The 15,137-nt window shown below is 44.5% G+C and carries 9 protein-coding genes and 1 pseudogene; 1 reads left to right on the top strand and 9 read right to left on the bottom strand.

The annotated features are described in order from the left end of the window. From MUG84_RS23960 to MUG84_RS23930, 7 genes and pseudogenes are all read right to left on the bottom strand, one after another. Complete coding sequence (locus MUG84_RS23960; protein ID WP_244729962.1) at positions 1-894, bottom strand: carbohydrate ABC transporter permease; 894 nt, start codon at positions 892-894, stop codon at positions 1-3. Positions 895-964: 70 nt separating this feature from the next. Beyond that, positions 965-1,921 (bottom strand): ABC transporter permease, encoded by a 957-nt coding sequence (locus MUG84_RS23955; protein ID WP_244729960.1) that lies wholly within the window; start codon positions 1,919-1,921, stop codon positions 965-967. 351 nt (positions 1,922-2,272) lie between these two features. Next, the gene (locus tag MUG84_RS23950) at positions 2,273-4,582 is read right to left on the bottom strand and encodes a helix-turn-helix domain-containing protein (RefSeq protein ID WP_244729957.1); all 2,310 of its coding nucleotides are present in this window, start codon (positions 4,580-4,582) and stop codon (positions 2,273-2,275) included. Between the two features lie 261 nt (positions 4,583-4,843). After that, positions 4,844-5,161: pseudogene (locus tag MUG84_RS23945) on the bottom strand (phytanoyl-CoA dioxygenase family protein); the annotation flags it as partial. Between the two features lie 128 nt (positions 5,162-5,289). Then, positions 5,290-5,571 (bottom strand): AraC family ligand binding domain-containing protein, encoded by a 282-nt coding sequence (locus MUG84_RS23940; RefSeq protein ID WP_244729952.1) that lies wholly within the window; start codon positions 5,569-5,571, stop codon positions 5,290-5,292. A gap of 289 nt (positions 5,572-5,860) precedes the next feature. Next, a complete protein-coding gene (locus MUG84_RS23935; RefSeq protein WP_244729948.1) occupies positions 5,861-7,237 on the bottom strand; it encodes a TcaA 3rd/4th domain-containing protein in 1,377 nt (458 codons plus the stop codon). A 106-nt stretch (positions 7,238-7,343) separates the two neighbouring features. After that, positions 7,344-7,814, bottom strand: a complete 471-nt coding sequence (locus MUG84_RS23930; protein ID WP_244729945.1) for a DUF3574 domain-containing protein — start codon at positions 7,812-7,814, stop codon at positions 7,344-7,346. Between the two features lie 240 nt (positions 7,815-8,054). On the opposite strand from MUG84_RS23930, the gene MUG84_RS23925 reads away from it, so the two are divergent. After that, positions 8,055-8,660: a TetR/AcrR family transcriptional regulator gene (locus MUG84_RS23925; protein WP_244729941.1), complete on the top strand. Its 606-nt coding sequence runs from the start codon at positions 8,055-8,057 to the stop codon at positions 8,658-8,660. A gap of 69 nt (positions 8,661-8,729) precedes the next feature. On the opposite strand, the gene MUG84_RS23920 is transcribed toward MUG84_RS23925, so the two are convergent. Beyond that, complete coding sequence (locus MUG84_RS23920; RefSeq protein WP_244729938.1) at positions 8,730-10,367, bottom strand: S-layer homology domain-containing protein; 1,638 nt, start codon at positions 10,365-10,367, stop codon at positions 8,730-8,732. Between the two features lie 32 nt (positions 10,368-10,399). Continuing rightward, the gene (locus MUG84_RS23915; protein ID WP_244729936.1) at positions 10,400-15,118 is read right to left on the bottom strand and encodes a TIM-barrel domain-containing protein; all 4,719 of its coding nucleotides are present in this window, start codon (positions 15,116-15,118) and stop codon (positions 10,400-10,402) included. Positions 15,119-15,137 lie beyond the last annotated feature (19 nt).

The following is a 15,137-nucleotide window of genomic DNA, read 5'->3' as shown; positions in this document are numbered from 1 at the left end:
CTACCCTTTAATCGAGCCAATCATCACCCCCTTGACAAAATACTTTTGCACAAATGGGTAAATGAGTAGAACCGGGACGCTAGCCACTACGATGACAGAGTATTTCAGCACATCGGTGAGCCCTTGCTTGCGCTGCAGCACTTCAAAGTCTACGACCATTGTTGGATCGATATTGTTGATCACAAGAATGCTCCTCAATATAATTTGCAGCGGAAACAACTCCGGCGATTTCAAATAAATGAGTGCACTAAAGTACGTATTCCAATGGCCGACGCCGTAATAAAGCGCCATTACAGCGATGATCGGGGCTGACAGCTTGATGGCGATACTGACCAGGAAGCGGAAATCGCCTGCCCCGTCAATTTGCGCCGCTTCATAGAGCTCCTGCGGAATGGTTACTTGGAAGAACGTCCTCGTGATGATGACATTCCATACGGACATCGCAGCCGGGATGATCAGAGCCCAGCGGGTATCCAACAAGCCCAAATTTTTGACAAGCAAGTAACTGGGAATTAACCCCCCAGAAAAAAACATCGTGATTACGAAAAAAAGCGTCACGACATTTCTTCCTTGCAACTCTTTACGAGAAAGAGGATATGCCGCAATCACAGTCATAACGATATTCAGCAATGTACCAACAATCATGTAAAACAATGAATTCATGAACCCGGTAACGATTTGCGGATTTTTGAAGACGGCAGCATAACCTTGCAATGTTGGATTCACGGGAAAAAGCCACACTTTCCCAGAAACCACGGCTTGCGGATTGCTAAAGGATGCGCTAACCACATACAAAAGCGGGTATGCTACAACGATGAAGCCCACACATAAAACCAAGTGAATAATCACATCGAAAATCCGATCCCCGACTGTTGGTTTAATCAATTTGCTCATAAAGCCACCCTTTCTCAAACGTGTGCTGCAAATACAAATCGGTCAACGACAGCCTTTTCGTGTCCCGTGCTTACCAGAGCCCGGAGTCTGTTAGCTTTCTTGCTGTAAAATTGGCGATGATGAGCAAAATTAAATTAATCATAGAGTTGAATAAACCAATCGCTGTAGAAAAGCCATAGTTAGAGTTGATGAGCCCCACTTTATATACATAAGTCGCTATGATTTCGGAAACAGAAAGATTCAAATTGTTCTGCATCAAATAAATCGTCTCAAATCCAACGCCCATAATGCCACCGATGCTTAATACGAGCAAGATAACAATGGTCGGCCTGATGCTCGGCAAGTCAACATGCCAGATCCGTCTCACCTTACTGGCCCCGTCAATAATGCTTGCCTCCTGCAAATCCTTACTTACCCCAGCAAGAGCAGCCAAGTATATGATGGCGCCGTAACCGGTCCCTTGCCAGATCCCCATCCATACGTAGATCGATCTGAAAAATTGTGTTTCTCCCATAAAATTAATCGGTTCTCCGCCGAAAAATTGGATAAATTGATTCACCAGACCGATTCGGGGATCCAGCACTTGCATGACGATTCCGACCAGGACGACGGAGGAGATGAAATACGGCGCGTATGTTACCATCTGCACGGTTTTTTTGAACCAATGCTTCCGAACTTCATTTAGTGCTACAGCCAGTAAGATAGGCAGCGGAAAACCGGCTACAAGTGAGTATAAACTGATAAGTACCGTGTTTTTTATAATTCTCCAGCTGGAAGGAGAACTGAAAAACTGTTCAAAGTGGCTAAACCCCACCCAAGGACTACCGATTATGCCTTTAAGCGGTTGATATTGTTTGAAAGCAAGAAGTACTCCGTACATTGGAACATAGCTAAAGATCGCAACGTAAATGATTGGTGGCAAAAGAAGGACATACAATGGCCAATGAACCCGCATTTTTTTAAAGACTTTTCCCATTCTTACTTTTATGGGTGGTTTATGTTGGAGTAATGTCGTATGCGCTTTCATAATCTGCGTTCACCTCCTTTCACTCGTCACATCTGGAACTGTCATCAAAATTATCATGGATGATTGAAGTTACACAACAGACATTATTTGATGAGCGGACGTTTCTTCATAATTTGGGTGAGGACATTTTTTAAGGAGCGGACCAATGCCAAATTGACTTATATAAGAAAAACGTCTATCGACGTACTTTCACAGATGCAAGGGCCGCGTTTAGCAGAAGTTTTTCTTGCGATTATAGAACGGTTCAGCTTCGTTGAAATTTATAAGTTCTATAATCTAAAAAAAAGATGACCCTTGTTTGGTTCCGCGACCAAAGCAATGGACATCTCATTTGAATCAGGCTTTTCTTGGTTATTTGGAATAGGCCATCGGAGAAATCCCCATGACTCGCTTAAAAGCTCTTCTAAACGTACGATCGCTACTATATCCGACCATTAACGCGACTTCCTTGATCGGTATCTCTCGAGTCGCCAACAGTTCGCACGCTCGCCTAATTCGTATACTTTCAATGTAGTCACTAAATGTCATTCCCAAATGATCTTTTATAAACTGATACATCATAGCTTCCGTTGTCTTAAATTCGTCGGCGACCATGGACAAGGTCAAGTTGCCCTCCACATAGTTTTGCTGGATGAATATCTCTACTTGATTACGCAGCTCCGTTTTGTCGCTTTGATTTTTGAATTGAATAGCTTCGCAGCAATCAAGATACGCTTCTCCGATCCCACAAAAGAGCTCTTCAATGCTTTCTTTCCTCTGCAGTTTTCCAATGGACAGTTCACCAATTGCCAAATCCTTCATTTGGTCCAATCCTCTAGATACCGTGCCAATCATTAAATAGAGAAGCTGTTCGGCATCCGGCACGGATAAATTCCTTCTTTGGAAATTTTCATTGTACAGCAGCGTTAGTACTTGTTCCACATCCGTTCGATTCCCGGATTTTATACTGTTAATCAACCTTAACTCGAGGTCAATTGGAAAGTAGTACTTATCGCTTTCTTGCGGTATGTCCTCATACCGAGCATACCTCTGTCCTTGGTTTTTACTCAATGCGTACTCCAGTGCTTGCTTCGCTTCGAAAAAAGACACGCATATATCGCGTATCCCCTTATAGACTCTGCCGAAAGCAAAAGACAACCGCATTTGACTACAGCTTTCCAGAGTATGGGACAAGTTCTGGATCATCGATTTCGCTTCTTGAATCCCAAGTTGCCTGTCTTTGTCTTCACCGTTGAATTCAACGATAAGCGCAAATTTGTTCTCGTCGATATCGTATATGAAATACGTCAAGTGCCCCAAAGAACGGTCGATTGCATTTTTAATGATAATGTTTAACATTCGAATTTCTTCGAGAGAGGGATCGCTCTCGTTTCTTCCCGCTTCATCAACGCGTAAAAGAAGCACGAAAAAACTTTGATCAGATATTTCCAAACCCACACTCTTTTGAAATATCTTAATTTCTTTGTCGTCTACAAATTCACCATAAAGCAGCCTGCGGAAAAACGCTTGCCGAAGCAGTGGGATATGCTCTTGAACCTTCTCATTTAGTAGATGGTGATTTTCAATCAATCGGGAAATGGAGTCGTTCAAATAGTCATATTCGTTTGTGTATCGTTCCTCTACACTACCGAGCCATCCACGTAACTGTTGAAGCAATTGCTTAATCGGCTTCCAGTCACGATAGCCAAGAAATAGGGCAAGGACAATGCCTAACACGATCGTTAAGAGCGCCGATGCGATGATGATGTTTTTAATGTATTGCACTTTGGCAAGCACCATGGAGGTAGGCACAGCAGATACATAATTCCAGCCGTTCAGACTTGATACTGTTCGCGAAATATATAGTTCTTCCCCATTTGCCGTTTTGAAGAAACCGTCTTCGATTGGTTTAGCTGCAAGCTCCTCCGGTGCCACCTTCGTCTGTTCCCCTGTAACGGATGTGACGACTTTGCCCTCTTCATCGCTTATATAAACCAATCCGCTTTCGCCTATATCGAGTCGGGTCAATAAATGATTGATTTGGGTCTGATCAATCAGTACCAGAATGACACCGAGCGGATTATTTATAGAATCGACGGGAAACGAATGCAGATAATAAAGGACTTGATGTTGTTTATGATCCAATGTCACTTGGCCGCCAGGCAAAAATGTAGATAGATGAAACCGATTCCAAAGCATTCGTTGAAATTCTTGCTTGTCCAGAGAAACAATGTCCGGAAACAAGCTCTTCCAAAACCATTCTATATCGGGAAATGCCGTATCCGAAGAGAGTACAACGGAATTATTGTGGAAAAATACGTAGTAATTAAGGACAAACGTGTTGATTGCATGGAAATTTGGACTGTAGTTGACGGCCTTCCAAATAAGATAATGCTTCGGCGATCCCTCCTCGATGATTCCGGCGTTTATGAGAGAATTCATCTTAGGATCGAGCGCTATCTGTTTGCCGATCCCTTCGATCTCCTGAAGACGGGCATCCATAATCTGTCTCGTTTGCTCCAGCATCAGCAAATTATGCTGAATTGCATCATTCTTGACTGTCTGCACCGCCACGTTGTATACGAAACTGCTGATGATGATTGGCATGATCAGCACAAGGAGATACGAGATCGAGAGTTTCCAGAACAACGGCCGCCGGATTCGCCATTTGTTGATAAACAATGCAGCCCCTCCTTAGCAATCTGATTTTTTCATCATTCACCTTAGAGTTTTTATAGATTATACTCTAGATAATTCTTTTATAGAATCCTTTGTCCTCAGACACATCACCCGATTGCCACTCACTCCACTACCAGGAATAATTTCCATTTGTTTGACTGGATCATTAAAAAAAAGCAGTGACGGACTAGGAACCCGAAAGACCTAGACTGCCCCTACTTTTATTGTTTATCGTAACTACCGAATATCCCTTATATCGAGACCTTATAATTTCGCCTCATAAAGTACAGGCCAGGCTTCACCTATGAATAGCTCTCCATCTCTACCTGCCATCATTTTCATCACAATCGGAACTGGGCTAAAGCTTTCATTTTCAGGAATGTCCATCATTTCCTTTTGCTTTTCCGTGTTTTGCTCGAAGAAATCACTCACATTCAGAAGCCCCCATTTATGACTGCGTGGTACCATTTGCATACAGCCATTGGATAGATCCACATCGGTAAACGCCACCCATTCAGTGATCAGCGATGGCTCCTTACAGCATTGCCAATATGTATAATCTTGGTGCCAGCCCACATTAGCCGTTTCTTTACCACTGCCTCTGCCCGATTGAAACCTATTTTATAATACTCTACTTCCAAACTTCTCATCTGCTCGAGATTAAACCCTAGATAATATAAACGGAAAGGCAAATCTCCCGCAGCCGCCCCCTAATGTCTTTCACCTGGTTTCGTTATAAAAAGATCTCCCTGACTAACCGTGTAGAAAGATCCGTCAATGGTAAACCACCCTTGTCCGCTTTCTACATAGCATAATTCGAAATGTTCATGATTGTGATTCGACACACGCCATGTTTCGTGCAGCACGACACCGATATAAGATAGATTCTCAAATTCGGTCTCGTAGGGAAGATCGAAACGAATTTCTTTGTCTGATTCAAGTAAACGTGCATCTTTTGGTGTGTTGTGTTTGGTGGATTGTTGCTTCTCCATCCGGCCACCTCCTTTCCACATTATAATAAATAAAAGGTGGACAATCGAAATCATTCGGAATCTAACTTCGTTTATTTATATAAAGAGCCTGACTTTAACGCTGATCTGATAGAAGGACAGAAAGCTCATGAAGCAGTTAGGCTTGGCGATTTCGCCAAGCCTTTGTAATAACTATTTCTTTATAGCAAACCACGAGGTCCACGAATCCTTTTCAATTATCGGTGTTTAAACATGTCTTGTCTCACGAACTTGCATTTCTTTAGCGACTGTAAATCCCCCATGTCCTTGATTAATAAATATGTGTGACCTTCCATTGTTCATCTATGTATTCCAGTTGTAGACTGAAATACTCCGAATTATCAATATCATCCGTATCACCGTCCGATAAGGTCAGCTTATAATAAGGCGACAGGTTTGAAACCGAGATTACATACTTGCTTAAATCAACGTTGTAGTGTACACTGACATGCCCCAAAGGATCTTCAGCTCCAACATACCATATTTTCAGCAATTCTACCCCAGTCAAGGTCCGATCTGAGCCACCAGCGTAATACAAGTCATTTAGTCCGTTTTCTACCTCTTCAATTAAATCGCCTTCAGGATCAGGGACATACATCTTTTTTAATTCGCTCATATCATTCGATCCAAAAGCTTTTGCCCTAGTCTCCAGGAATAGATTCACAAATTTCAGCACCTCACGCACCGTCTCCTCTTTAAGCTTCGGCGTGATATCATACTCGGAAGATAAGTCGTCAATAACTAACGGCTCACTTTTGGATTCTCCCCATGGAAATTTGGCCACCCCTTGAATCTTCTGCGATCCGTCGCTAAACGCCGGATAAAAAATATCAGACGATTCTTTGTTATCCATTCTACTTCTGTGCACAAGGGGAGTAGGCTGATCGTTCACATAAACCTGTACCTCTCCAAGATCGCTTCTAATCTTAACCCCATCGCCCGTAACAAAATCCGAATAATCGGTCTCAGGCTCCAATCCGAACAAGCTGACCGTTTCACTTTTCTTGATTTCTTGCTTAACGTAGTCAAACGAAGTTGTAAAATCAACCTGGTACTCCCCAGGGAATAGCGGTCCCACTTTTGCGGAGTGGTTGTCTTTGGATACCTTCAAAACTTCTTTCCCGTCCACCGCGATTGTTCCGTTATCATTTTCCAGCGTAATGTTTGCATATTGCGGTCGAACGCCGATCTTGAACGTATCGGACAGGAACCCGGACTCTTTCTTTAAATACATTTCTCCTAAATTTAGTAGTTGTTCCGGGGACATGTTGTCCAGCAAACCCGTATTCAAATACTCCGCTTCCTCCAATAGAGCCTGTTGTCCGGCCATAACCTGAAGCGTTTCTTCATAATAATTCGGCTCTTCCTTCATATAACGAATCAGCCGGCGAAGACGATCCTCCGTGACCTCCACCTGGGAGTCATCGACGGACAGCAGCTTTTTCAAGGCTTGGGTATCTTCCGCTGCAATCGCATTCTGAAACTTCCGGATCGTCTCCGATGCCTGTTTATCTCCGTTGGAAGCAGACGATAGAAAAATAATGAGGACTATAATGGCAACAATTGCGGTAATGATCATAACGGGCTTACTCTTGAATCTTCGTCCAATCGTTGGGACACTCGGCCCATGGTTGGATGATTTGTTCATGATTTCCCTCCAAGGCTGACATAGTAAGGACAAAATTTTCTATTATCCCCATATGCTCTGTTACTACCTCAATACCAACATAGAACCATTCATTACTTTTCGTTTTTTACTCTATAAAATACATCTTGCCGTCTACTTCAATGGACACCGAAGACTGAGCCAAATCCTTCTTCAACTGCTTCGCGTAAACCACCACTTGATCAATCGATTTTTTATCCAGGTTTTCGGCAAAAGCGTATACGATCGTGACGTTTTCCTTGATCAATGTTTTGTCTTTATCAACCCAAGCTCCCTCCCCTTCAATGGCCGTTGCCCCGCCAAACCATTCGGAGAATTTGGCAAGAGCCTGATCGACAAATCTCTGCTGTGCTTCCTCCGTGATCGGAATGCTACCCTTCACCGTGGATGGGACATAAATTTTAACGACGTGGCTGAGGTTAAATTGTCCGTCGAGCGTGGTTCCTGTAATGCCAGCTGCCGAATTTCCCTCCGCGCTGTAAGACTGCTGGGCTGGTACGAAAACCAAGGTCAACAGTACAACGATTGCTGCCGTAATCAACCAATTTTTTCTCTTCATTTCCATGTCTCCTTTACTTTTAAAAATTGTGCGGTCAGTATACAAAATCATACTAACCGGTTATAATGTTTTCATGATAATCGGAATAATTCATCCATGTCAACCTTTATTTTCCATATTTTAAACATTATGCTTATCAGCGCATTTATTAAATATTTCATTTTCATGCCTTTCTTTGAGACATTCATTAAACTACCATTCGTACTATTAAACTCTATGTTAGTAAAAAGGAGAATTATCATGAAGTACAAAACAGGTGAAGAAACAAAAATGAAAATCATAGATTCTGCTTTTCAACTTCTTGCAGAAAAGGGGTATGATGCAATGAGCATAGACGATATCATGAAAGGGGCCGGGAAAACAAAAGGTTCATTCTATGTACATTTTAAGAATAAAGAAGATCTGCTATATGAAGTTATTCAAATGCGATTAGATCGAGATCTCGATCATATTGTAGAAGAGACTTTCAAAGAATTATCAAATGAAACATGCAATGTTCAATTGATACTAAAACAATTGATGCATCAAGTACATTTAGGATCAGGAGGAGTCGATAGGGAGTTATGGACTGCTGCCCACTATCAAATGGTAGTTCTTTCAAGGAAAAATCAAATTGTTCGTGAATGGATGTCAAAACAGTATCACGCTTGGTCAGACTTTATAACAAAGATTATTACAAGAGGACAGGATTTAGGACAAATCCGTACTGATATAGACATTCTTGTCATGGTTAATATGCTCATCAGTTTATTAGAAGGTTACGAACTTCGGTCGATTGTCGATCCGGATATCGATGTTTATGAACAATTAAAGCTCACCGAATTGTTCTGTACGAATCAACCATGACAGCGAGTATTTAAAAAAAACAAAAGACCGTTCTTTCCCGTGTTCAGGATCAAACGGTCTTTGATTCAACTATTGCGCGGAAGCTTCAACCGCGTTTAAGATTCGATACATAAATGTTGCCGTTTCCGCCCGGGTGGCGTTCGCAAGCGGCTGAATATAATTGCCGTCTCCTTGCACGATGCCTTTTGAACTAAGCCCCGCAACACTTTCTACAGCATAATTGGATACTTTGCCCGCATCTTTGTAACGGGTCAGATCTGCAGAGGTTCCTTCTACATCCATTATTCCGGCGGCTTTTAGCGCTCTTGCGGCCATCACCATCATTTCTTGTCTGGTGATTTCAGCTTTCGGTTGGAAAGTGTTACCTTCTACTCCTTTTACGATGCCAAGTTTTTTGGCTATGCCTACAGCTTCATAATAATAATCTCCTTTTCTTACATCCGCGAATTGATCCTCAACCTGAGCATTCAATTGCAAAGCCCGAATGAGCATCAGAATATAATCCGCTCTTGTTACCTTGTTTGCCGGACTGTAGTTGGTGGCGGAGGTGCCTTGTATAATACCCTTTGTAGACAAGGTTTCAATTGCCCTTTGCGCCCAAGGATATTTCCCAATATCTTCAAACGTTTTCTTCACATAAGCAACGGTATATCGGCCCATATGATCGGTCTTAAATTGTACCATTCCTTCGGTTTTATCGTACGTGGTTTGCGGAAGCGTTACCGCATCTCCTTGTGTATTCAAAGACAAAACCTTGATCTCTTCGGTGAGCTCCTTAGTAGAAAGCACATACGGAATCTTCACAAGAATAGGTGCAAATTTAAGATCCTGGGTCATTCTTTTTCCGTCCTTCTCCAAATAAAGCTCAATGACCGGTCTGCCGCCGACACTGTTTTTCGTCTCTCCCTTTACAGGATCAAGGGCTGCATCTCCAATGACAAAGCGAATCTGTCCTTTCCCCGCGTCTTCCGGTTTCAACATATTTCCAGGTAGACTAACTGTTCCTTTCGCCGTTCTTACTTCGACAAGTATATTAGCATCGCCCGACAAAACTGTAGTAGGTAGCCCGATCGCATACTTGTGGGGATTTTGATTATTCGTGAGTTCAAAAATAATTCGTTTAATCCCCTCTTTGGACGCAATCGCTTTGGACAACGCGCCTTTCACATCGGTATCGGTGACCACAGCCGCCGCGGTGGAACTGTCTTTCTCCAATTCCGCCTTAATCACAGCTTTAACGGATCCGTCCGGTAGGAGCTGGAACACAACCGGATTTGCAGGGGCAGTACTGTTCGAAGTGCCGCCAGTTCCCGGACTGCCTCCGCCTCCGGTTCCCCCTCCAGTCGTTTCATCTTTGTAATCGAACGTCACCGTTTGTGGAACATCGATATCTTCCACTCCAAAATATGCTGTATAGGTTCCTTTGGCGGAGCCGGCGAGAGTAAACGCAAAGCTGAATTTTCCTTCGCCCGTGCTTGTCGTTTGGTCTACGTAATCAATTTCGCCTTTCGGATCCACAACCTTGATCGTTACGTATTTGCCCGCTCCGTTTTGATTCGTCCCTTCGATCATGACCTTTTTCGTTGTTTTGTCCACGGTCGCTTTCGTGATATCAATGCGGCCCTGAGCTTGCGCCATGCTCATACCTACAAGCATGAACATGACGGTACCAACGATACTTACGATCCATCGCAACTTTTTTTTCATCTCATCATCTCACTTTAACCCAGAGTATCGTACTATTCCAATACAAGCTCGTTGGATAAAAGCTTCTTCGATGTCGTCAGAAGACTTTCGCCGTCATAGACAAATACTTTCACCCGACATCCTTGGATTGACTCAGGTAGTTTAAAACCAGCGGTGTACATGGCGGATTGGTCTCTCCCTATTTTTTTCGGAAGACTTGATATATTCACGATTTCATCGTTTTGGTTATACAGCGCTGTTACGATCAATATGGAGTCGGAATGATTGCTATTGTTCTTGACCGTTACATCCGCATTCAGCATTTTGCCCGCTTCCAGTTTGTTCAGGTTAAAGGTAGCCGCCACGATAAACTGATTGTGTGAATCCCCTACCGTGATATTGGCTACGGCTTTCAGATCAGCACCCTGAACCGTTCCTTCGACCTTGAATTTTCCCGGATTTTCATAGGAAGAAGGATCTACCTTATCCCAGGTTACTGTAAGCTCCGCTGTACTGCCGTCTCTGTATACAACTGTGACTTGCTCAGGCAGCTGCGGGGCGACACCTGTTATCGTAATGACGTCAATCGGCGGAATCGACTGAACGGTGAGCGGGTAATCGACAAAACGGAACCAATTCAAGTTATATCCTGCCGTGAACACGAGGTATACATCATGCACACCCGAAGCCCCGGAAAGATTCGTGCTAAGAGTTTCCCAGTTCTGCCAGCCTCCAGTTGAAGGTACATTCAAAGTGGCGACAAGAGGGCCATCCAGACGATCCAAACGGACTTCGATATTACCACCCCGGTTTTTCGCCGCAATTCTAGCTTCGAATTTCGTTGCGCCTTTTTTCAAGTCCACATTTTTGTAAACGGCATAATCACCGTTGGAAATGGCCGTCAGATTAAAACCGCCCTCCGAAGAAACCTCTTTGGTAAAAGATCCTTTTTTATCGGCATAGCTTTCCGCTTCCACATGAGCAATCGTCTGGTAGACATCGACATATGCGGTTACCTTCAAGTCGATGCCCTCCACCGTTCCTTCGACGGTAAAACTGCCGACTTGGTTATATTTGTCTTTATTAACGGAGGCCCACTTTACCTTAACCGCTTGCTGCAAACCATTGTCGTTAACAGCTGTAACCATCGAAGGCAGTGAAGGCAAAACGCCGATTTTCGTTGTCACATAAACCGGCAAATAGCTAACGACCGTGCTACTACCTGCCTTACCCAACAGTTCAACCTTCGTTTCCTTACCGTTATCCGGAAGTTTCACATACGTATTCAACGATTGAGGATCGGCAAACCAGCCCGACTCTGCTTTTTCCAGATCGGCCAGTGATCCGTATCTTTGAAGTTCCGCGCCATCTTGACGTACAGCTGTAGTCTGTAATGCCGTATTATGGAACTGCAGCATATAGCTTCTTGGATCAGGTGTAAATCCTTTTGTTCCCTGCTCTCTTGCATGAATGACGAACGTATTTTTCGTCCCTTCGGCAGCCGACTCGACCTTATTCTCGAACTTTGTCGTGCTGTATTGGCCGTTCTCGAATCCAAAGCTTTCGCCGTCGTCCTCATATAGTACAAACGATGAAACTCCGTTATTTCGCAGAGGGTAGATGTCCATCGTCATCATGTCAACGGGCTTCTCCCCGACATATTGCATCGGTGGAGTCATTGGAATAATCGCACCGGCTTTCACAAATACAGGAAGCTTATCTATAGGCGCATCATACGTAATGCTTTGACCGCCTTGATACAATGTTTTCCCGTCGGAATAGTCATACCAGTCACCTTTGGGGAAATAGACGTTTTTCCTCGTGCTGTTATTCGTTACAGGAGCCACCAAGAAGCTTTGTCCGTTCATAAATTGAGTGTCCATGTTAAACGTGTTGCTATCGTCTGGATACTCCAGCACCATCGCCCGCATCAACGGAATGCCCGAGCCATCACTGCCCGGCGCTGCTTCCATTCCCGTTCCAATGACGCTATCGGCCGTATACGAATAAAAATATGGGATCAATCGCTGCCGCTGCGAAATGTATTTTTTCGACACTTCTTCAGCACCATGCTCCCATGCCTCTTGCGGTTTGCCCCATGTCGCATAATGGAAGCGGTGCGTTGGCGTAAAGGCGGCTAATTCTATCCAGCGCTTGAATTGATCCGAAGTCGGATTGCCTTCGAATCCACCGATATCGAAACCCCACATGTTGAAGCCGGACAACGAAAGCCCGGTTCCAAGCCTAATTTGCTCGCTCATGCTATTCCAATCGGAGTTGATATCGCCCGACCAAGGCGAAGCAAAGCGCTGCGACCCTGTAAAGAACGAGCGAGTTAATATAAACGGTCTCTTCTTCGTATATTCCTTGTACCAATCGTACAACGTCTTATGGTGCAGGAATGCATAGGCGTTATGCAGCTCTTCGATATCGCCTTGCTCCTTGCCGTTTTCGTTCCAGAAGCGCCAATCCGTGCTGTATCTTGCAGGTTCGTTCATATCGGTCCAGAATGCCTGCACGCCAAGATCGGCTAAATGGTTGTGCAGCGGCCCCCACCACTGACGAGCACCCGGGTTGAAGAAGTCGAGAATGCCGGATTCGTCGCCCCAAGGCCAGGAAACTGTTTTCGTTTTACCCATCATATCTTTGATAAAATATCCTTCTTTGTCCCCAACGGGATACGTATCGGCGGAAATCGTAATGTTCGGATCATCAATCAGCGCCAGCCTAACGTCTAGTACATTCAATTTGTTCATCATCGCCTGAGGATCCGGGAAATTGCGGGTATTCCATTTGTCTGGCGAACAAAATTTCTCATACCATTCAATATCCGAGAACATGACATCCAGAGGGATCTGTTTCTCCCTGTACATCTCAGCCACTCTTTCAATATCCGTTTGAGTATATCCATAGTGGCTCTGCATATTTCCGAATGCCCACATCGGAGGCATGAACGGTTTACCCGTGATATCGGTAAAGTTTTTAACCATCTCTTTCGGCGTTGGACCATAAATAAAGTAATATAAGAGCTCGCCTCCCGCCGCCGGTTCGAGTGAATTGAACGAATACGTTCCCGGTTCGCTTTTACCCATATCAAAGCAAGTACGGCTCGTGTTATCGAAATAGATTGAATAACCTTTCGAGCTAATAAAGTGAGGATTGGCGCCATACCATCTGCCTTCCCCGATGTTTGGGGCCATTTGGTCCGCTCCCCACATATCGACTCCCCACTGGTAAATTTTATTGCCTTTTCGGTCAAAAGACTCCGTTTTTTCGCCCAACCCCCAAAAATGCTCGCCTTCCTGCAGTTCATTCCACACGCCAACTTCCTTAACCGCATTCCAGCCCATGCTTTTCCCTTCCTTGCCTTTCAAGAGGAGGTTGCCTTGTAGGTCGTAGTATTCCAGGCGGAAAGAATCTTTAAATAATTTGATGAGTAATTTGCCCGTGCTAATTTCGTAATAATCGCCTTTATCACCCAAAGATAAGTTCACTTTGCCAAGGTCGTCGTTCACAATTGCCATAGATTCGTATTTACGATCGAACGTCCCTGTCGGTTCGGCCCATACTTTGACAATCTCCGGCGAAACTGCATTGATCATCACTTTTGCAGGCGCCGCGTCAAAAATAATCGTTTTTCGATCATCTCTCATCTCGTAACCGGTGACTTTGCCAATGTAGGTAAAACGAGTCGTTTGAACAGAGACGGACGGCCCTGTTACGCTAATTTCTCCATCCTCGTTTTCGGCTTCCACCTTGAAGCCGTATGTTTTTCCGGCCTCAAGCCCGGATACTTCGTAAGAGTTAATCGTGCTATCTACCCTGTCAATTTCAACGTTATCTTGATAAATAATATAGTGCTTTATATTTTCGGAAACTGGAGTCCATGACAAAACGGCGCTGCTTCCCGTAACGTCGGCAGCTGTTAAGGTGCTGCCATCAGGCCATTTCGGGGCATTTTGACTGACCGTAGCCGTCAAAGTGGCTGCCGCTATGGCTACGTTGCCCCAATCGTTGTATTTCCCTGTTACCGTACCTTTGACGATCAGTGACTGATTTCCACCATTCCCCTTGAACTTAATTGTGTAAACCTTCGGTTTATGCCGCTCACCTTCCGTGTCATATTCGTCTACAGATACAGGTACGCTGTTGTCGTTTAGGTAAGCTTCTATCTTGCCTTTGGAAGACCAGCCGAGCCCATACACTTTCAAGGTCATTTCATGGGTAGAGGCTGGGACGGTCAACTGCCATCCTCCGTTCATCTCATTGAAAGAAGATCCTTTATGTTCATTGGATCCGGTCTCAATGGGTTTGCCGTCACTCCAATTGAATCCGGCGATAAAATCGTTAAAATCGTAAGCATTAGACCCAGGTATAACCTTGCTAAAGCGGATCACCGGAGCACCGATATTTTTTCTGGTCCGGACACCGATGTCGCCGCTGCCGCCGAAGCTGACCCAATCGATACTCCCTTCCTGCGAAAGGTCAACCGATATGGAGTCGGTTAAATCCTGTGCCTGCAAATCTAGCGTCGGTACCGTCTGACTGATGCTCTCTGGCACCGATGCTGGCGGCTCACTATTTTCCTCCGCAACTGGCATCGCTGGATCAGCCGGTTCCTGCTGCTCCGTGTCGGTCTGGGCCGCAGCGGGCGGATCAATCGGAACGGGTTCCTCAGCATAACCCGTCACCGGTAGGCTGCCAAAAAGCGTATATGAGAGCATCAAGATGATCAAGACCCGCGAGATGATACCATCCCTGTTCAAACGCATTATACGTTTCCTCCCGATT

This window comes from Paenibacillus mangrovi (genome assembly GCF_022898935.1).
Taxonomy (GTDB): Bacteria; Bacillota; Bacilli; order Paenibacillales; family Paenibacillaceae; genus Paenibacillus_AQ; species Paenibacillus_AQ mangrovi.
Note: the sequence above shows the minus strand (reverse complement) of the source record. Positions and strands in the feature narration are given on the sequence as shown.